Genomic DNA, 20,618 nt, shown 5'->3' on the forward strand with positions numbered 1-20,618 from the left:
GGGCTCAGTTTAGAGGAGTGAAAAATGTTGAATTCTTCTTATATAGATTAACCACAATTTTTGCTTAAACACAACAATTAGGCTTGATCCGTGGTAGTCCCGAAGCGTCGGGAGAACCTTCAGCCACAATAAATGCAGGAGTTATTCCAATAAAAAAACCCACCATCCTTCAATAGTGGGTTTTAGAAAGTCGGGGTGGCAGGATTCGAACCTGCGGCCTCCTGCTCCCAAAGCAGGCGCGATAACCGGGCTACGCTACACCCCGTAGCTGATAGCTCTCGCTATCTTTTAAACTTCAAAATTTCAACTTCACAGAACTAATATCCTTCAAAGCGGGTGCAAATATAAGAAAACTTATCAGTCTACAAGAAAAACTTTAGATTTTTTATATCTTAGTTGAATCTTGCTAATAATGCAGGATATGCTAATCACAAAAAAAAATATTATGAAGAGAATTTTATTACTATTAGGCTTAATTTTTACCTTTTCCGCCTGCGGAGATAATCAAAAATCCGAGGAAAAAGCCGAAGTTGAAGAACCAACAGAAACAGATAATCAGGATTCTGATAATCCCGTTCCAGAAGAAATGCAGGAAGCTGTTTCGCCCGAAAATGAATATGAACACGAGGTAATTGCAGAGAATATGTCAATCCCGTGGGGATTTGATTTCCTTCCCGATGGCAGCATCCTGGCTACCGAAAAAGGTGGAGATATTTATCATTTTAAAGATGGGAAACGAGTAGCCATTAACGGCGGCCCTGAAGTCTACAACCAGGGACAGGGTGGTTTATTAGATATTGCCCTTCATCCCGATTTTGAAAACAATAATTGGGTTTATATCACCTACTCATCAGATGAAGGTGAAGGCGAAGGTGGGAATACTGCCTTAATGCGCGCAAAACTGGAAAATAATGAATTAATTAATCGTGAAGATCTTTACAAAGCCGAGCCAAATTCTACCCGAGGTCAGCACTTTGGTTCCAGAATTGTTTTTGATGGTGAAGGCCACTTGTTTTTCAGCATTGGAGATCGTGGAAACAGAGATGTGAATCCTCAAGATCTTACCAGGGACGGTGGCAAGATCTACCGACTTAACTTAGACGGAAGCATTCCTTCAGACAATCCTTTTGTAGGTGAAGAAAATGCCAAAGAAGCAATTTATTCTTACGGACATAGAAATCCGCAGGGAATGATTTTCAACGAGGAAACCGGTGAAGTTTGGGTTAACGAACACGGGCCTAAAGGAGGCGATGAAATTAATGTTATTAAAGCCGGAAAAAATTATGGTTGGCCAGTAGTAACTTATGGTGAAAATTATGACGGTACTACCATTACTGAAGACAGAACAGGACCTGAATTTCAAAATCCACTCACCTATTGGGTTCCGTCTATTGCACCTAGCGGTTTTGAAAAAGTAACTTCAGATAAATATCCTGAACTAAAAGGAAACTTTTTAGTTGGTGCACTTAAATTTCAATATTTAGAACATTTAGCGATAGAAAATGGAGAAGTAACTAAAAGAGAGAAATTACTGGAAGGGCTTGGAAGATTAAGAGATGTTCAACAAGGTCCTGACGGTTTTATTTATGCTGCTGTAGAAGGTACAGGAATAGTAAAATTACTACCACTTGAACAAACCGAATAATCGATGGGTAAGAATTCTTTGCTCAATAAGTGAGTAATAAAACATCATATTTATTTCTAATTTGGGGCAAATGTTTAAATTTGCCCCAAATTTTTTTAGATGCTCATTATAGGAATTACAGGCGGAACCGGCAGTGGAAAGACTACGGTAGTACGGCAAATTATAGACGAATTAAAGAATGAAGAGGTAGATGTAATTTCCCAGGATTCCTACTACAAAGATCTAAGTCATTTATCCAAAGAAGAACGGGTTAAAACCAATTTTGATCATCCAAAATCCATAGATTTCGATCTATTGGTAGCACATTTAAAAGAACTTAAAGCGGGCAATACTATTCAGCAACCTGTTTACTCCTTCACCGAACATAATCGCACTAAACAAACCCTTGAAACCCAACCCCGAAAGGTGGTAATTGTTGAGGGTATTTTAATCTTCGCCCATCCGGATATACGGGAGATGTTCGACATTAAAATTTATGTTCATGCCGATAGTGATGAGCGTTTAATACGCCGACTTAAAAGAGATATTTCTGAACGTGGACGCGATTTAGATGAAGTTTTATGGCGATACCAGACTACGCTGAAACCTATGCATCAGCAATTTATAGAACCCACCAAAGAATTTGCCGATATTATTATTCCTACCAACCGTTATAACACTGTTGCTGTTGATATTGTGCAAACCATAATTAAAGACCGCTTGACCTAATTTCGTATCTTTAAGCCGAATAGCCGCTAAAAATTCAAGTTTCTCGGCTTAACCAAAACAATCTTAATTAGTTACTGAAGTTAGAAGGTGTGAAATTAAAGGAATTAAGAAACAAGAAATGGTTTAAAATTATCAGCAACAAATACGTGCTGCTAATCATAATTTTTGGAGGTTGGATGTTTTTTCTGGATAGTAATTCCTGGTTTGTTCACAACGAACTCAATCAGGAAATAGATGAACTGGAAGAAAACAGGCAGTATTACGAAAATGAAATTTCCAAAGATAAAGCTACCATAGATCAGCTTCAGGATTCAGTAGAAATGGAAAAATTTGCACGCCAGCAGTATTATATGAAGCGGCCAAATGAAGAAATTTTTATAATAGAATACGATACGATTGAGGATTAATTTTCTTCAAAAAAAACCACATAAAATGACAGAATCATTATTTCAGGAATTTGAAGAAGTTTCTGCAAAGCAATGGAAACAAAAAATACAGTTCGACCTAAATGGAGCCGATTATAACGAGAAACTCGTTTATAAATCCCTGGATGGAATCAATATAAAACCTTTTTATAATGCTGAAGATGTTGAAGCAAGTATAAAAACTCCTTCTCCAAAGAACTGGAATATTTGCGAGCGATTATACGTAGGTTCTGCGGAAAAAACCAATCGGCGGGCCCTAGAAGTTTTAGAAAAAGGAGCAGAAAGTCTTTGGTTTATTATCCCGAAGAAAGAAATTGCTATTGAAGATTTACTGAAAGGTTTAAACCTTGAGGACACTATTATTTATTTTAGTTTCAACTTTTTTTCTGAAAGTTATTTCAAACGTTTGCGAGAATTTTTTAAAGGAAAAGAAAACAAAGTTTTTCTTCAATTTGATATTGTAGGAAACCTTGCCCGTTCTGGAAATTGGTTTCATAACCTTCAGAAAGACCACGAAATTCTGGATGCGATTTTCGATAATTCCGAAGCATTTAAATCGGTAATTAGTGTAGATGCTACGTTATATCAAAATGCCGGTGCTACTATTCCGCAGCAATTGGCTTACGCATTGGCGCACATAAACGAATATTTAAATCACTTTCAGAAAAAACCAAATTTCGAGAAATTTCAGGCGCAATTTCTAATCGCCGCCGGGCCGAATTATTTCTTCGAAATTGCAAAAATCAAAGCTTTAAGGTGGCTATATGCAACGTTAGCTTCCGAATATAAAATTCCAGAAACCTGTCATATCCTGGCTCAACCCACAAAACGAAATAAAACACTCTACGATTTTAACGTAAATCTGTTAAGAACCACCACCGAAAGTATGAGTGCGGTTTTAGGCGGTGCCAATACGTTTTATAATATGCCTTACGACGCAATTTATCATAAAAACAATGAATTTGGCGACAGGATTGCCCGCAACCAATTGCTGGTATTGAAACATGAAGCCTATCTTGATAAAGTGGCCAATGCGGCTGAAGGTGCTTATTATATTGAAAGTCTTACCAAACAATTTGCAGAAATGGCTTTGGATATTTTTAAAGAAATTGAAAAAGGCGGCGGATTTCTTAAGCAGTTAAAAGAAGGCGTAATTCAGCGAAAAATTAAGGAAAGTGCAAAAAAAGAACAGGAACAATTCGATAAGGGTGAACTGGTTTTGATCGGTACTAATAAGTTCGAAAATCCACAGGATAAAATGAAGAACGAATTGGAATTATACCCGTTTCTAAAACAAAATCCGCGTAAAACTTTAATTGAACCTATCCTGGAAAGACGTTTAAGCGAGCAGCTGGAACAGGAACGTTTAAAACAGGAAAAGGCCGATTAATTTAAAAGTAAGCAATGCAAAGAAAAGAACTTCAACATATAGAATTACAGCAGCCGGAACTTGGAAAAAGGCAAAAAGAAGGAGAAAACAACACTTTTGAAACTCCAGAAGAAATAGATTTGCAACCTTCCTATTCTAAAACCGATATTCAAGATTTACAGCATTTGAATTTTGCAGCTGGAATTCCTCCTTATTTACGCGGCCCATACAGTACAATGTATGTTAGTCGGCCGTGGACCATTCGTCAATATGCCGGATTTTCTACTGCCGAAGAAAGCAATGCTTTTTACCGAAGAAACCTTGCTGCCGGGCAAAAAGGACTTTCAGTGGCATTTGATCTTCCTACTCATCGCGGTTACGACAGCGATCACGAACGTGTGGTTGGTGATGTTGGAAAAGCAGGAGTTGCGATTGATTCGGTTGAGGATATGAAGATCCTTTTTGACCAGATTCCGCTCGATAGAATGTCGGTTTCTATGACAATGAATGGTGCGGTTTTACCGGTTTTAGCATTTTATATCGTTGCGGCCGAAGAACAAGGAGTAAAACCTGAGAAACTTTCGGGAACCATCCAAAATGATATTTTAAAGGAGTTTATGGTGCGAAATACCTACATCTACCCTCCTACTCCTTCCATGAAGATTATTTCAGATATTTTTGAATATTCTTCTAAAAATATGCCCAAATTCAACAGCATTAGTATTTCAGGATATCATATGCAGGAAGCCGGAGCTACCTGTGATATCGAGCTTGCATACACCTTAGCCGACGGTCTGGAATATATCAGAAAAGGTTTAGACGCCGGGATGGATATTGATAGTTTTGCGCCTCGTCTTTCGTTCTTCTGGGGTATTGGGATGAATCATTTTATGGAGATTGCCAAAATGCGTGCCGCCCGTATGCTTTGGGCAAAACTTGTGAAACAATTTAATCCTAAAAATCCAAAATCACTTTCTCTTAGGACACATTCTCAAACCAGTGGATGGAGTTTAACAGAGCAGGATCCTTTTAATAATGTGGCGCGAACCTGTATTGAAGCCGCTGCCGCAGCATTTGGTGGAACTCAAAGTTTACATACCAATGCTTTAGATGAAGCCATTGCTTTGCCTACCGATTTTTCTGCAAGAATTGCCAGGAACACACAATTACATCTTCAGCAGGAAACAAAAATCACAAAAACTGTAGACCCGTGGGCAGGGAGTTTTTATGTTGAAAAACTTACCAATGAAATTGCAAAAAAAGCCTGGAAACTTATCGAGGAAGTGGAAGAACTTGGAGGAATGACCAAAGCCATCGAGGAAGGAATTCCAAAGATGCGTATTGAAGAAGCCGCGGCCAAAAAACAAGCCAGAATTGATAGTGAAACCGATATTATTGTCGGTACCAATAAATACCGACTCGAAAAAGAGGACGAACTGGTTACTTTAGAAGTAGACAACCAAACCGTAAGAAAACAACAGGTAGAACGCCTGGAAAAGATAAAAGCCCAAAGAAATTCCGAAAAAGTTCACAAAGCACTTGAAGATCTCACTAAATGTGCTAAAAAAGAAAACGGTAATTTGCTTAGCTTAGCAGTTGAAGCCGCGAGGCATCGTGCTACTTTAGGTGAGATTAGCGATGCGCTGGAAGAAGTTTACGGCAGACATATAGCCAAAGTTCAAACCTTTAGCGGTGTATATTCCAAAGAAATGAAAGACAATACTTCATTTAAGAAAGCCAGGGAACTGGCTGATAAATTTGCAGAGCAAGACGGAAGAAGACCCCGAATTATGATCGCGAAAATGGGCCAGGATGGTCACGATCGTGGCGCCAAAGTAGTAGCCACAGGTTACGCCGATCTTGGATTTGATGTAGATATTGGTCCGCTTTTTCAAACTCCCAAAGAAGCCGCAAAGCAAGCCGTGGAAAACGACGTGCACATTCTTGGGGTTTCTTCTTTAGCAGCGGGACATAAAACTTTAGTTCCGCAGGTTCTGGAAGAATTAGAGAAACTTGGACGAGAGGATATTATGGTAATAGTGGGCGGTGTAATTCCCTCTCAGGATTATCAATTTTTATTTGATGCAGGAGCCGTAGCTGTTTTTGGACCGGGAACTAAAATTAGCGATGCTGCTATTCAGCTTTTGGAGATTTTGATAGAGGAAGAATAGATAACAACCAACTAAAAAATATATTATGGATTTTACTAAAAAAATGCTTCGGGAAGATGCTTTAAAAGGCAAAACCATTATCGTCACCGGCGGTGGCAGCGGACTCGGAAAAGCGATGACCAAATACTTTATGGAGCTTGGAGCCAATGTTGCCATTACTTCAAGAAATTTGGAGAAACTTCAAAATACCGCGAAAGAACTTGAAGATGAAACCGGAGGTAAATGTTTTGCGGTACAATGTGATGTTAGACATTATGAGCAGGTAGAAAATATGCGAGACGAGGTTCTTAAAGAATTTGGAAGCGTTGACGTTTTATTAAATAATGCCGCCGGAAATTTCATTTCTCCTACCGAACGATTAAGTGCAAATGCTTTTGATACGATCATTGATATCGTATTAAAAGGAAGTAAAAATTGCACAATGGCGCTTGGAAAACATTGGATAGACGAAAAACAAAAAGACAAAACCGTACTAAATATTGTGACCACTTATGCCTGGACCGGTTCAGCTTATGTGGTGCCTAGTGCAACGGCAAAAGCAGGAGTTTTAGCAATGACAAGGTCTTTAGCCGTGGAATGGGCAAAATACGGAATTCGCTTTAATGCCATTGCACCCGGCCCCTTTCCTACCAAAGGTGCCTGGGACAGGTTATTGCCGGGAGATCTAAAAGATAAATTTGATCTTGCGAAAAAAGTTCCGCTTAAACGAGTGGGAGAACACCAGGAACTGGCAAATCTTGCTGCTTATTTGGTTTCAGATTTTTCAGCTTATGTAAATGGGGAAGTAATCACTATAGATGGCGGCGAATGGCTTAAAGGTGCAGGCCAGTTTAATCTATTGGAAGCTATTCCGGAGGAAATGTGGGATAATTTAGAAGCGATGATTAAATCTAAGAAAGGCAGCTAAACTTTTTTCGACATTCGAAATATTTATAAAGCCCGATTCTTTAAAAAGTGTCGGGCTTTTTATTATCCTAAAGTTTCCAGGTAAATTTTTCAACTAATTCTTTAATTCTATTGCAGAAAATTTTAAATAAAATGTATATTGTTGCACTATTAACTACTAACACCTGTTTAAATGAAAAAATTATTACTGAATTCATTAATTCTTCTCCTTTCAGCGAATGTTGGAATTCTCGCTCAGGAGAGTGAAAATATTCCTGTAAGTCCGAAGGTGAAGATGGGCAAACTCGAGAATGGCCTCACCTATTACATTAGGAATAACGAAAGACCAGAGGACAAATTAGAACTTCGTCTGGTTATTAATGCAGGTTCTATTCTGGAAAACGAAAACCAACAAGGTTTGGCTCATTTTGTTGAGCATATGAACTTTAATGGAACTGAAAATTTTCAGAAAAACGAACTTGTAGATTATCTTCAAAGCATCGGTGTAAAGTTTGGGGCTGATTTAAATGCCTACACCAGTTTTGATGAAACCGTTTATATTCTTCCCATCCCCAGTGATGACGAAGAAACCTTAAATACCGGTTTTCAGATTCTCGAAGATTGGGCGCATAAAGCGACGATGACTGACGAAGATATCGATGAAGAACGCGGCGTAGTAATGGAAGAATACCGTTTGGGTCTTGGTCCGGATAAACGTATGATGCAGGAATATCTTCCAAAAGTTATGTACAATTCCCATTATGCCGACAGACTTCCTATTGGAAAAAAAGAAGTAATTGAGGAAGCAGATTATGAAACCGTTCGTAATTTTTATAAAGACTGGTATCGCCCAGACCTTATGGCCGTGGTTGCTGTAGGAGATTTGGATGTAGAAACCATTGAGAAAAAGATCAAAGATCATTTTTCTAATCTGGAGCCAATAGAAAATCCGAGGGAACGAAAAACTTACGACCTTCCTAATCACGAAGAAACTTTTGTTTCTATTGCTTCAGATAAAGAAGCACCATTTTCACAAGTTCGGGTTTATTACAAAGACCACGAAGAGTCAGAAGATGTAATTACCAAAGAAGATTATATAGATCAGATGGAAAGAAGCCTTTTTTCAACTATGATCAATAACCGTTTAAGCGAACTTACAAACAGCTCAAATCCACCTTTTAATTACGGATATTCTTATTACGGTGGCACTTTTGCCCGGAATAAAAATGCATACCAGTCTTTCGCAATGACGGGAGAAAATCAGCAACTGGAATCACTAAAAGCCTTATTAGAAGAAAATGAGCGAGTGAAGCGACATGGTTTTACCGAAAGTGAATTTAAAAGAGCTAAAAGTGAATACCTTGCAAGACTGGAGCAACAATACAAAGATCGCGACAAGCAGGAAAGTGGCCGGTTGGTAAATCAATATGTTAATCATTTTCTTGAAAATACGCCAATTCCGGGAACCGAATGGCAGTACAATTTTGCACAGGAAAATATAGATGCTATTGAACTTGATGAAATTAACGGACTTATTTCTGAATTTCTTCATGAAGATAATCGTGTAATTGTACTTACCGGACCTAAAAAAGAAGGCCTGGAACCGGTTAAAGAAGAGGAAGTGATGGCTCTTTTAGAGGAAATTGAAAATTCAGAAATAGCCAGCTATGAAGAAGAAACATTACGAGATGAGTTAATGACCAAAATACCTAATGCAGGTAGTGTGGTTGAGACAGAAAAAAATGAAGAAGTTGGTTTTACTCGTTTAAAACTAAGTAATGGTGCAGAAGTAGTATATAAGAAAACTGATTTTAAAAATGATGAGATCCTTTTTAGCGCCAAAAGTATGGGAGGAACTTCATTATATTCAGATGAAGATTATTTAAATACAGCCTTGGCCAATAGTGGTCTCTCTCAAGCAGGAATCGCAGACCTTTCGGTAAACGATCTTAATAAAATGATGAGCGGAAAAATAGTTCAGGTGCGTCCTGAAATTTCCGGCATTACGGAAGGTTTCAGTGGTTCCTCTACACCAAAAGACCTTGAAACGTTATTCCAGATGGTTCATCTTTATTTTACCGAACTTAATATGGATAAAGAAGCCTACACTGCATTTGTAAACAAACAAAAAGCCTTTTTAGGGAATTTGATGTCTAATCCTAATTTCTATTTTCAAAATGAGTTAGGGAAATTCAGAAATCAAGGAAATACTAGATATGTAGGTTTCCCTACTCCAGAGAAATACGATTCGCAAAATTATGAACTGGCTTATAAAAAATACCAGGAACGTTTTGCCAATGCAGGTGATTTCACCTTTTATTTCGTAGGTAATATTGATGAAGAAAAAGTAAAAGAACTTGCTTCAACTTATATCGCAAGTTTACCGTCTTCAGAAAAAAATGAAGAATTTAAAGCTCCGGAATTTAGAACTTCAACTTCAGGAGAAAAAAAAGTAGTTTATAAAGGTACCGATCCCAAAAGTATGGTAAATATTCTTTGGAATGGAGAAACCAATTATGAAGCCGAAGAAGATTTTACGATGAAAGCTTTAGGAGAAATTTTAACCATTAAATTGGTAGAGCAGCTTAGAGAAGAAGAAGCCGGTGTTTATGGAGTTGGTGCTCGTGGTAACCTAAGCAAAATTCCATATGGGTCTTACAATTTCACTATTTCTTTCCCTTGCGGACCGGAAAATGTTGAAAGTTTAACGGAGGCCGCACTTGCTGAAGTTGAAAAAATTAAAGAAAATGGCCCAACTGATAAAGACCTGGATAAAATCAAGGAAACCTTTTTAGTACAACGCAAGGACCAGCTTCAGGAAAATAGATTTTGGTTAAGTCAGTTAGAAACTGCCGATATGGAAGAGCGTGACCTTAGCGAAATCTTAAAATATGAAGAAAAAGTAGCGGATCTTTCTAAAGATGAAATTAAAGAAGTGGCTAAGAAGTATTTAGACAAGAACTATTTATTAGGTATTTTGATGCCTGAGAAAAAAGGGGAAGCGGCAGAGGATGGAGAATAACCCGGGATTTTTCCAAAACTAACTTTTTAAAAACCGATTGTTACCCATTTATGGCTACAATCGGTTTTTTATGTATAAGCTGTTAACAAAATCATTTTATAAACCTGTAATAAATTGTATTTTTACCCTTCAAAAATCACAGAGACTTAATGGGTAAAATCATTGCTATTGCAAACCAAAAAGGAGGAGTTGGCAAAACCACTACCTCGGTAAACCTGGCCGCTTCGCTTGGAGTACTTGAAAAGAAAGTATTGTTAATAGATGCAGACCCACAGGCCAATGCTACATCGGGCCTGGGAATTGACGTTGAAGAGGTTGAATTAGGCACTTACCAGCTTTTTGAAGACTCAATAGCTCCTGAAGACTGCATTCAAAAAACAAGTTCTCCCAATTTAGATATCATCCCGGCTCATATTGATCTGGTTGCTATAGAAATTGAACTGGTAGACCAGGATCAAAGGGAATCTATGCTAAAAAAAGCAATCACTCCTTTAAAAGAGCGGTATGATTTTATTTTAATTGATTGTGCTCCTTCCCTGGGTTTATTAACTTTAAATGCCTTAACAGCATCAGATTCTGTGGTAATTCCAATTCAATGTGAATATTTTGCGCTGGAAGGTTTAGGAAAACTGCTTAACACTATAAAAAGCGTTCAAAAAATTCATAATAATAAATTAGACATAGAAGGTTTATTGCTAACTATGTACGATTCGCGTTTAAGGCTTTCTAACCAGGTGGTAGAAGAAGTTCAGAAGCATTTTGGAGAGATGGTTTTTGATACAATCATTCAAAGAAATGTACGTTTAAGTGAAGCCCCAAGTTATGGCGAAAGCATTATTAACTATGATGCGGGTAGTAAAGGAGCCAGCAATTATTTAAGCCTGGCAAATGAAATTATAAAGAAAAACCCTTAGAAGATGGCGAAGGCGACAAAAAAACAGGCATTAGGGCGCGGACTTTCGGCTTTATTGAAAGATCCGCAAAATGATATACAATCTGCTGAAGATAAAAATGCCGATAAACTGGTTGGGCATATAGTAGAACTGGAATTAGGATCTATTGAAGTAAATCCGTTCCAGCCAAGAACCAGTTTTAACGAAGACAATCTTAAAGAATTGGCCTCTTCAATTCGAGAACTTGGAGTAATCCAGCCAATTACTGTTAGAAAACTGGATTACGATAAATACCAGTTAGTTTCTGGAGAACGGCGTTACCGGGCTTCAAAATTAGTCGGTTTAGAAACTATTCCGGCATATATAAGGATTGCCAATGACCAGGAATCCTTGGAAATGGCCTTGGTAGAAAATATTCAGCGCCAGGATTTAGACCCGATAGAGATTTCGCTTTCGTACCAGCGATTAATAGATGAAATAAACCTTACCCAAGAGCAACTTAGCGAGCGAATCGGGAAAAACCGTTCTACTATCGCCAATTACTTACGTCTTTTAAAACTCGATCCTATTATTCAAACCGGAATGCGGGATGGTTTTATGAGTATGGGGCACGGCCGGGCCTTGATTAACGTTAGCGATCCACAAAAGCAGTTGGATATTTATGAAAAAATACTTCAAAAATCATTGTCTGTTAGGGAAACCGAACAACTGGTACGTGAAGTAAATGAAGGTTCTAAAACTTCAAAAACCGCTAAGAAATCAGCTGCAGTTCCTACTACTTATAAAAAAGGAATTAAAGAATTTTCAGAATATTTAGGGACCAAAGTAGATTTAAAGGTTACTAAAAAAGGTTCAGGAAAACTTAGTATTCCGTTTTCTTCTGAAGAAGATTTTATTCGGTTAAAAAAACTTATTCAGGGTGAAGAATAATCGGGTTTTATCATTTCTTTTTTTCCTGTTGTTGGTTTTTACACTTACGGCCCAGGAAGATTCTTTAATGGTTGAAACTCCTGTGAATCAGGATACAATTTCTGAAGAAAAAGATTATAAACCTTATAATGCACTCGCCCCCGCTAAAGCTGCATTTTATTCGGCAATATTACCGGGTTTAGGGCAGGCATATAACGGCAGGTACTGGAAAATACCGCTTGTGTATGCGGGAATTGGTACCGGGGTTTATTTTTACATCAATAATAATAAAGAGTGGAATCGTTACCGAGATGCTTATAAAGACCGTCTCGCTGGCCGGAAAGATGAATTTACTGTAAACGGTGATCAAAGGATAACCGATGATGGACTTATTAGAGCACAGGAATTTTACCGCCGAAATAAGGAAATTTCAATCCTAGTAACTGCCGGTTTTTATGTTCTGAATATTATTGATGCTAACGTAGATGCTCATTTACAACAGTTTAATGTAAGTGAAGACTTAACGCTACAACCAAATATGGAACTTGATAATTATACAGGGAAATCCCGCTACGGTTTATCCTTAAATTACAGGTTTTAGGAAGCAGTTTATTTCCACCAATTAATTAGAATAGCAAAATTTTATAGAGATGAAAATAGCACTTTTAGGATACGGAAAAATGGGAAAGACAATCGAGGAGATTGCCTTAAACCGGGACCACGAAATTGTTCTTAAAATTGAAGAAGATATTGATACTTACGAGATCGATAAAATGGAAATTGATGTTGCTATAGATTTTAGTGTTCCAAAGGCAGCTTTTAAGAATATCACCACCTGTTTTAAAAATAATATTCCCGTGGTTTGTGGTACTACGGGCTGGCTGGACGATTATGAAAAAGCCGTTGAAATTTGCAAGAAAGAAGACAGCGCTTTTATTTATGCTTCAAACTTTAGTGTTGGGGTAAATCTATTTTTTGAGTTGAATAAAAAATTAGCCAAAATGATGAACGGTATGGATGATTATGCTGTGGAAATTGAAGAAATACACCATACCCAAAAACAAGATGCCCCAAGTGGCACTGCAATTAGTCTGGCGCAGCAAATAGTTACTGAAAATGTTAAAAAGAACAGCTGGCAACTTGATCACGCCGCAGCCGATGAAATCCCGATTAAAGCTAAAAGAATTGAAGACGTACCGGGCACTCACACCGTTTCTTATAAATCTAAAATAGATTCTATAGAAATTATGCATACCGCAAATTCACGACAAGGATTTGCCCTGGGAGCAGTAATCGCTGCAGAATGGCTAAAGGATAAGAAAGGAATTTTCACCATGCAAGATGTACTTTCCAGCCAATTTTAATCAAAATATAGTAACAAACATTGGATTTTGTTACTAATAAGCAAAGAATAAAAATATGACGTTTACACAATGGTTTCTGTTTTTTCTGCTGGTTCAGGTTATTCACTTTGCAGGTACCTGGAAACTTTATCAAAAAGCGGGAAGACAAGCCTGGGAAGCCGCAATTCCTATTTACAATGCAGTAATTTTAATGAAAATCATAAACCGCCCGTGGTGGTGGGTGATTCTTCTTTTTATCCCCATTGTAAATCTGATCATGTTCCCCGTAATTTGGGTAGAAACCATTAGAAGCTATGGCCGGCATAGCACTACCGATACCATTTTAGCGATTATAACACTCGGTTTCTATATTTACTATATAAATTATGCTACTGATGTAAAATATATAGAGGACCGAAGCTTAAAACCAAGGACCGACGCAGGGGAATGGATAAGTTCTATACTTTTTGCAGTAATTGCCGCAACCATAGTGCATACCTATGTCATGCAACCTTTTACCATTCCGACTGCATCTTTGGAAAAAACTTTATTAGTTGGAGATTTCCTTTTTGTAAGTAAGTTTCATTATGGAGCACGCCTTCCAAGAACGGCGGTTGCGTTCCCAATGGTTCACGATACAATTCCGGTGCTGGGCGTAAAATCTTATTTGACCAAACCTCAAATTCCTTATTTGAGATTACCGGGATTTGAAGAAATTGAACGCAATGATATTGTGGTTTTTAACTGGCCGGTAGATACGGTGAATGCTTTTCAGCAGTATGGCGATGGAAAATATTATTACAAACCCATAGACAAAAAATCTAATTATGTAAAACGTGCGGTAGGAATTCCCGGGGATTCGCTTGAGGTTCGTGCAGGGAAAGTTGTGGTAAATAATGAGCCGCTTCAGCTTCCGGGACGTGCAAAAACTCAGTTTACTTATATTGGTACTACCAACGGGCAGGGCTTTAACCCTCGATATTTATATGAAGAATATGATATTACTGATGGTTATTATCACGATTCTAATACAAATCAATTCTATATAAAAGCTTTAACCGAATCGGCTTATAACCGAATTAAAAATCATCCTAACGTTACTAGTATTGAAAGATATTCTGATTCCTTAGGCTCAAAAGACCGAAGCATTTTTCCGAATAATGGAAAGTTAAATTGGAATAACGATTACATGGGTCCGATTTATATTCCCGAGGAAGGTGTTACGGTAGATCTTACCGCAGAATCAATGCCTTTTTATAAGCGAATTATAGAAACTTACGAGGGCAGTGAAATGGGAATTAACAATAAGCTAAGCCTAAATGGAACCCAGGTTTTGTTAAACGGTCAGCCTACAAATTCTTATACATTTAAACAGAATTATTACTGGATGATGGGTGATAATCGTCATAACAGTGAAGATAGTCGTACCTGGGGCTTTGTTCCTGAAAATCACGTGGTAGGAAAACCAGTTTTTGTTTGGATGAGTTGGGATGCCAATGCGCAGGGCTTCTTTAATAAAATTAGATGGGATCGCGTTTTCACCACCGTAAAAGGTGATGCCACGCCAACATCTTACCTCCCCTATTTCCTAATATTATTAGTTATACTTATCGCTTTTAATTACTTTAAAAAACGCAGGAAAAACGCTTAAATGGAAGAAATTTTAATACATCCGGCCTATTTTGGGCCGGTTTCTCAGTTTGTTGCTCTGGCAAAAGCCGATAAAGTCTTTTTTGAAAATGAAGACAATTATCAGAAGCAAACCTATAGAAACCGGATGTATATCTATGACTCCAACGGAAAATTATTGCTGAATATTCCTATTAAACATCGTTCCGCCTTAACAGGAGAGCCCAAAGAAGCGGGGAAGCATCAGTTGTATAAAGAAGTAAAAATTGAAAACGATTTTGAATGGCAAAAGCAGCATTGGCGTGCTTTAAAAGCTTCTTATCAAACTTCACCATTTTTCGAATTTTATGAAGATGAAATTTATCCGCTCTATCATAAGCAATTCAATTACCTCCTGGATTTCAATTATGCCTGTCTGGAATTTGTAACAGATTCGCTTCAACTGGATTTAGATTTCGAGAAAACCTCAGAATATATTCTACAACCTGAAGATAAAAAAGACGTACGACCATTGATTAAGGCCAAGGGAAAATTGAAATTTCAGCAGGAAGAATACACCCAGGTTTTTAAAGAAAAACACGGGTTTTTACCTAATTTAAGTATCCTGGACCTTCTTTTTAATGAAGGGCCCAATACTACCAACTACCTGGAAGCCCAGGATCTTAAATTTTAATTTTGGTTAAAATTGGGTAGTGATCTGAAAATTCATTTTTAAAACGTTTATAATCGTTTATTTGAATCTTATTATCAACCCAGATAAAATCTATTCGTAAGGGGAAATAATTTAATTTAAATGTTTGCCCAAAACCTTCTCCAGAATGTAAAAAAGCATCGGTAAACCTATCCTCTTTATTTACCATTGCATAGACATAAGAAAAAGCGGTATTGTTAAAATCACCAGCAATAATTGTTTTATAGGGAGTTTCGTTCACTTTTTTCATCATCATTTCAGCCTGCTCCTGCTGCAAACTAAAACCCTGCCCTATTCTACCCAGTAATTTCTTTGAATCTGCTTTACGTAACTCGTCAATTTCGGGCTTAATATTTAAGGATTGAAAATGAACATTAAAAATTCGTAAAGTATCTTTTCTCACTACCACATCCGTATAAATAGAGTTGTTATTCCCATTGTGAGGAAAGTCAATCGAGGATTGTCCAATTATTGGATACTTAGAGAAAATTGCCATCCCGAATTCAGAATTTCTCCCTTTTTTATGTACAAACTTATAGGGATAAAGTGCGTTAATTCCAATTTCATCTACGGTATGCTCCTGGGTAAGTAATATATCAGGATTTTTCTCTTTTACGAATTTTGTGATTTTTTCAGGAATGTTTTTTTCATCTGTCCATCCATAAGAATTATACAACCGCACATTATAGCTCATAATACTCAACTCCTCTTCAGAAGTTTGCGTATCACCGGTAAATTGATAGAGATTGGTGGCGTAATTATAACCTACCAGCAAAATAATAAGAGACAATAAAAACTGTCTCTTAAATCTTATAATCCAGTAAACCATAAAAACCAGGTTTATGAGGATTAAAACTGGTACCCCAAGGCTTAATACGGAAAGTAATGGGAAGGATTTTGGAGGGATAAAAGCGAGTAGATAGGATAATAAAAGCGCCGTAGCGGCAAGGGAGTTAAAGATAAAAACTATCTTATCTATGAGTCCGAGATTCTTCATTTAATCTTCTTTACCGGCTTTAAACAGAAAATCTTTCTCGCTTTTGCTCAAACTATCATAACCGCTTTTGCTTATTTTATCTAAAATAGCGTCAATTTGTTTCTGTTTTTCATCTTTATCTAACTTTTTAGAAAAAGAAGATTTTCGCTGTGCTGCAGCAGATTTTTTATTTGAAGTTTTTCGATATACAGTTTTCATTTTGGCTTTGCGCTCAGTAGGTTGAAACATTGCCGCAAAACTGTCCATTATTTTTTCAAACCATGCCCCAATATCATTACCTTTTTGTAATTGTTTGGTATAGGTATAACCTAAAGCCGCGCCACCAAGATGGGCCAAATGTCCACCGGCATTCCCCATGGGAATTTGAATAACATCCAGGGCCACTATAAAAGCAGCAATATACCAGAATTTGATACTTCCTATTAAAAGAAGCCGAACCCGCATATTTGGAATATAACTAGCGATGCCAACTAAAACCGCCATTACCCCGGCAGAGGCTCCTATTAAATAAGACCGCCCGGTAGCCTCAAAGGCGGGAAATAAATTATAACTCAACATATAAACCAAAGCGCCCATAATCACTCCCAAAAAGAAATAATTAAGCAAACGTTTCGGTGAAAAATAATTCAGAAAATAGATTCCGGAGAAGTAAAGGATGAGCATATTAGATAGAATATGCCAAATCCCACCGTGTAAAAAAGAATAGGTAATAATAGACCAGGGCTTAAAAATAAATTCTCCTAATTCCTTCGGAAATGAAAACCACTCCAGTAAAAAGTCTGATGGTAACTGAAACAGGAAGGTTAAGGTTCTAAAAAGATAAAACAGGACAAAAACCAGCACATTAATTGCGATTAGTTTTTCAACTACCGTTGCGGTTTGCAGTTTATATTTAAATTTATCAGATCCTTTCATCAATCCCAGCGGTTTTGGTTAAACTGGTTTTTCTTCCAGTACCACATCATAATAAAGCCGAACAGCGCACCACCAATGTGCGCAAAGTGAGCAATACCTCCTCCAAATAACGAATATCCGGTTAATCCTGAAAACAAATCCAGTAAAATAAGTGCAGGAATAAAGAATTTCGCTTTAATAGGAACCGGCACAAATAAAAGGAACAATTCTACATTAGGAAACATCATCCCGAAAGCAACAAGAATACCATATATAGCACCAGATGCTCCAACTGCAGGCGTATTTACACTTTGATACAAGCCCTGCAAAGTTTCCCTGGGCACCGAATCAAGTATTGCTGTAGAGTATTCTCCCGTTTTAAGTAATTGCTCTATACTTCCCATACTCATCCCTGCGTCTAACAGCGCATTATAACCGGTTTTAAATTCTATATAATTTACCAGCGTATGTAAAAATGCAGCTCCAAGCCCTGCGGAAAAGTAGAAGAAAATAAACTTTTTTTGCCCCAGCATTTGCTCTATAGGCCCACCAAAAGCCCAAAGTGCATACATATTAAAAACTATATGCATTAGTCCGCCGTGCATAAACATATGGGTAACAAACTGCCACGCCATAAAATTATCGTTCTCAAAGAACCAAAGTGCAAATAATTGGTAGGCATAATCGCCCAGAAACTGGCTACCAACAAAAAAAATGATGTTGATAATTAAAAGTACTTTTACAGTTTCGGTAATTCTTCCCATTTACATAAATTTTTTATCCAGCTCGTCTACCGTTAAAGTAACGAAAACCGATCTGTTAGACGGGCTTAACCCGGGTTCTTTACAAGCAAACAACCTGTTAACGATATGTTGCTGCTCAGTATTATTTAATAAGGTTCCAGATTTTACTGCCATTCCCTTTGCGAGCGATTTTGCCAATAAATCGGTTTGTGAAAAACCATTATCGGGCACATCGTTTTCAAAATCGGCAATAAGTTGTTCCAGCAATATTTCTACTTCACTTTCAGAAATAAGCGTTGGAATTCCTACTATTTGTACGGAATCACTTTTAACTTCGGAAAATACAAATCCGGTTTGTTCCAGTGAATCCTGTAGTTGTTTTATTATTTCAATTTCGTGCGTATTAAACTGAAGATTTAAAGGAAACAGCAATTGCTGGCTCACTGCAGCTGAAACTGTTATGTTTTTCAACATTTCCTCATATAAAATCCGCGTGTGGGCGCGATGCTGGTCTATTACTAAAATCCCGCTTTTCAACGTACTTACAATATATTTTTTATGAAGCTGAAAGGTAGATTTTTCCTGTGAATCCTCCGAGGGTTGAAATAGATTTCCGGTTACTTCCTCACTTTCAAATTCTATTTCCCTAAAATCAGTATCTGGTTTGGGTTCATCTTCGGTTTGTAAACCGGTGTATAAACTTTCCCAACTTTCTCCCCGTTCTTTTATAAAGTTTGAAGAAAAAGAATTTGACCTGGTTTTATGAGTTCTTGCATTTTCTTCCTGAAACGGGTTAAAATTCCGGTCTACTTCCACCTGTGGGACTTCAGCCGACTTATTTTTGTATTCGTAAGGCGTATCAAGATTCGAATCCCGATCAAAATCCAAAACGGGAGCTACATTAAATTGTCCTAAACTATGTTTTATTGCACTTCGTAAAATTGCATAAAGCGCGTGTTCATCGTCAAACTTAATTTCAGTTTTGGTTGGATGAATATTGATATCTATACTTTTGGGATCAACTTTTAGGAAAAGAAAATAACTGGGATAAGATTTATCTTTCAATAAACCTTCAAAAGCAACTACTACTGCATGATTTAAATACGGACTTTTTATAAAGCGGTTATTCACAAAAAAGAATTGCTCTCCCCGGGATTTCTTTGCGAATTCAGGTTTACCTACAAATCCTGAAATTTCAACAATTTCGGTTTCCTCGGTTACCGGAACCAGTTTTTCGTTAGTTTTCCCACCAAAAATGTTGGTAATTCTTTGCCTGTGGTTTGTTTCCGGCAATTGAAACAACTCGCTACCGTTATGAAATAACGAAAATGCAATTTGGGGATGCGCCAAAGCCACTCTTTGAAATTCATCTATTATATGCCGTGTTTCCACCGCATCAGATTTCAAAAAATTTCTCCGGGCAGGAATATTATAAAAAAGATTTTTCACACTTACCGAAGTTCCCTTTGGGCAAACGCAAACATCCTGGTTCACAACCTTGCTGCCTTCAACCTTAATATGGGTACCAACTTCCTCATCTTCTGGTTTAGTTTTTAATTCTACGTGAGCAATCGCAGCAATAGAAGCCAGCGCCTCACCACGAAACCCTTTGGTTTGTAAACTAAAAAGATCTTCAGCAGATTTAATTTTTGAAGTAGCGTGTCGTTCAAAACACATTCGGGCATCGGTAAGGCTCATTCCTTTACCGTCATCAACAACCTGAATTAAGGTTTTCCCCGCATCTTTAATCACCACCTGGATATTCTCAGAACCTGCATCAATAGCATTTTCAACCAATTCTTTAACCACCGAAGCTGGGCGTTGCACCACTTCCCCGGCAGCAATCTGGTTCGCTACATGGTCTGGTAAAAGTTGAATTATATCTGTCATTTAAGGCTGATTGGAAAAGATGGACAGATCAAAGTCAATTATCCATAGAAAAATAAAAACCAGCACCATAATAATAATAAGCAATCGCTTATTGATCTCCCGGTTACCGCGAGTCCTGCTTGATTTACGCACTTCAGCCCATTGTGAGCCAAAATCTATGGCATTTGTAGTTTCCTTGTATTTATTGAATTTAGAATCAAAACTATAAATATTACCCGCATCCTTACCCTTATAATAACGTGGGGTGTAATTATAACGGGCATTCTTTCTAGGGTTATAAATTTTGAGTCTCAAAATATGCTGATTTTTCGTGGCACTTCAAATTTACTCAAATTGCTTCAAAAAAACGAAGCGATCGAGCTTAAAAAGAAATCAACAAGAATAATGCCGATGTATAATCTTAT

Annotated in this window: 18 protein-coding genes and 1 tRNA gene; 13 read left to right on the forward strand and 6 right to left on the reverse strand. The window is 37.5% G+C overall.

Annotated elements, in window-relative coordinates:
* Positions 1 to 190 precede the first annotated feature (190 nt).
* Positions 191 to 265: transfer RNA gene (locus tag B5X53_RS07370), tRNA-Pro, on the reverse strand.
* 180 nt (positions 266 to 445) lie between these two features.
* On the opposite strand from B5X53_RS07370, the gene B5X53_RS07375 reads away from it, so the two are divergent.
* The 13 genes from B5X53_RS07375 (at position 446) to B5X53_RS07435 (ending at position 15,672) form a co-directional block, all read left to right on the forward strand.
* Entirely contained in the window at positions 446 to 1,645 is a 1,200-nt protein-coding gene (locus B5X53_RS07375) for a PQQ-dependent sugar dehydrogenase (protein WP_079712822.1), read from the forward strand.
* A gap of 99 nt (positions 1,646 to 1,744) precedes the next feature.
* Positions 1,745 to 2,353 carry a uridine kinase gene (udk, locus tag B5X53_RS07380; protein ID WP_079712599.1) on the forward strand — a complete coding sequence of 203 codons (609 nt, stop codon included), beginning with the start codon at positions 1,745 to 1,747 and terminating at the stop codon, positions 2,351 to 2,353.
* An 89-nt stretch (positions 2,354 to 2,442) separates the two neighbouring features.
* Positions 2,443 to 2,760, forward strand: a complete 318-nt coding sequence (locus B5X53_RS07385; protein ID WP_079712600.1) for an FtsB family cell division protein — start codon at positions 2,443 to 2,445, stop codon at positions 2,758 to 2,760.
* 25 nt (positions 2,761 to 2,785) lie between these two features.
* The gene (locus B5X53_RS07390; RefSeq protein ID WP_079712823.1) at positions 2,786 to 4,168 is read left to right on the forward strand and encodes a methylmalonyl-CoA mutase subunit beta; all 1,383 of its coding nucleotides are present in this window, start codon (positions 2,786 to 2,788) and stop codon (positions 4,166 to 4,168) included.
* Positions 4,169 to 4,182: 14 nt separating this feature from the next.
* Positions 4,183 to 6,318, forward strand: coding sequence for a methylmalonyl-CoA mutase (gene scpA, locus B5X53_RS07395; protein WP_079712601.1), 2,136 nt, complete (start codon positions 4,183 to 4,185; stop codon positions 6,316 to 6,318).
* 25 nt (positions 6,319 to 6,343) lie between these two features.
* Entirely contained in the window at positions 6,344 to 7,225 is an 882-nt protein-coding gene (locus B5X53_RS07400) for an SDR family oxidoreductase (RefSeq protein ID WP_079712602.1), read from the forward strand.
* Between the two features lie 171 nt (positions 7,226 to 7,396).
* Positions 7,397 to 10,225 (forward strand): M16 family metallopeptidase, encoded by a 2,829-nt coding sequence (locus B5X53_RS07405; RefSeq protein WP_079712603.1) that lies wholly within the window; start codon positions 7,397 to 7,399, stop codon positions 10,223 to 10,225.
* Between the two features lie 149 nt (positions 10,226 to 10,374).
* Positions 10,375 to 11,139 (forward strand): ParA family protein, encoded by a 765-nt coding sequence (locus B5X53_RS07410; RefSeq protein ID WP_079712604.1) that lies wholly within the window; start codon positions 10,375 to 10,377, stop codon positions 11,137 to 11,139.
* A 3-nt stretch (positions 11,140 to 11,142) separates the two neighbouring features.
* On the forward strand, positions 11,143 to 12,048 hold the full coding sequence (locus B5X53_RS07415; protein WP_079712605.1) for a ParB/RepB/Spo0J family partition protein: 906 nt from the start codon (positions 11,143 to 11,145) through the stop codon (positions 12,046 to 12,048).
* Complete coding sequence (locus tag B5X53_RS07420) at positions 12,038 to 12,628, forward strand: DUF5683 domain-containing protein (protein WP_079712606.1); 591 nt, start codon at positions 12,038 to 12,040, stop codon at positions 12,626 to 12,628. The genes B5X53_RS07415 and B5X53_RS07420 overlap by 11 nt, the downstream gene beginning before the upstream one ends.
* A 49-nt stretch (positions 12,629 to 12,677) precedes the next feature.
* Positions 12,678 to 13,391, forward strand: coding sequence for a 4-hydroxy-tetrahydrodipicolinate reductase (gene dapB, locus B5X53_RS07425; RefSeq protein WP_079712607.1), 714 nt, complete (start codon positions 12,678 to 12,680; stop codon positions 13,389 to 13,391).
* A 55-nt stretch (positions 13,392 to 13,446) separates the two neighbouring features.
* Positions 13,447 to 15,021, forward strand: coding sequence for a signal peptidase I (lepB, locus tag B5X53_RS07430; RefSeq protein WP_079712608.1), 1,575 nt, complete (start codon positions 13,447 to 13,449; stop codon positions 15,019 to 15,021).
* Positions 15,022 to 15,672 (forward strand): WbqC family protein, encoded by a 651-nt coding sequence (locus B5X53_RS07435; protein WP_079712609.1) that lies wholly within the window; start codon positions 15,022 to 15,024, stop codon positions 15,670 to 15,672. It abuts the gene before it with no gap.
* Here B5X53_RS07435 and B5X53_RS07440 read toward each other — a convergent pair.
* From B5X53_RS07440 to B5X53_RS07460, 5 genes are read right to left on the reverse strand one after another with little or no spacing between them, the layout of a single operon-like run.
* On the reverse strand, positions 15,662 to 16,687 hold the full coding sequence (locus B5X53_RS07440) for an endonuclease/exonuclease/phosphatase family protein (protein WP_079712610.1): 1,026 nt from the start codon (positions 16,685 to 16,687) through the stop codon (positions 15,662 to 15,664). The genes B5X53_RS07435 and B5X53_RS07440 overlap by 11 nt on opposite strands.
* Positions 16,688 to 17,602, reverse strand: coding sequence for a rhomboid family intramembrane serine protease (locus B5X53_RS07445; RefSeq protein WP_079712611.1), 915 nt, complete (start codon positions 17,600 to 17,602; stop codon positions 16,688 to 16,690). It lies immediately after the preceding gene.
* Positions 17,602 to 18,345 (reverse strand): rhomboid family intramembrane serine protease, encoded by a 744-nt coding sequence (locus B5X53_RS07450; RefSeq protein ID WP_079712612.1) that lies wholly within the window; start codon positions 18,343 to 18,345, stop codon positions 17,602 to 17,604. The genes B5X53_RS07445 and B5X53_RS07450 overlap by 1 nt, the downstream gene beginning before the upstream one ends.
* The gene (mutL, locus tag B5X53_RS07455) at positions 18,346 to 20,214 is read right to left on the reverse strand and encodes a DNA mismatch repair endonuclease MutL (RefSeq protein WP_079712613.1); all 1,869 of its coding nucleotides are present in this window, start codon (positions 20,212 to 20,214) and stop codon (positions 18,346 to 18,348) included.
* On the reverse strand, positions 20,215 to 20,508 hold the full coding sequence (locus B5X53_RS07460) for a hypothetical protein (RefSeq protein ID WP_079712614.1): 294 nt from the start codon (positions 20,506 to 20,508) through the stop codon (positions 20,215 to 20,217).
* Positions 20,509 to 20,618 lie beyond the last annotated feature (110 nt).

Source organism: Salegentibacter salinarum (genome assembly GCF_900168115.1).
Lineage (GTDB): Bacteria > Bacteroidota > Bacteroidia > Flavobacteriales > Flavobacteriaceae > Salegentibacter > Salegentibacter salinarum.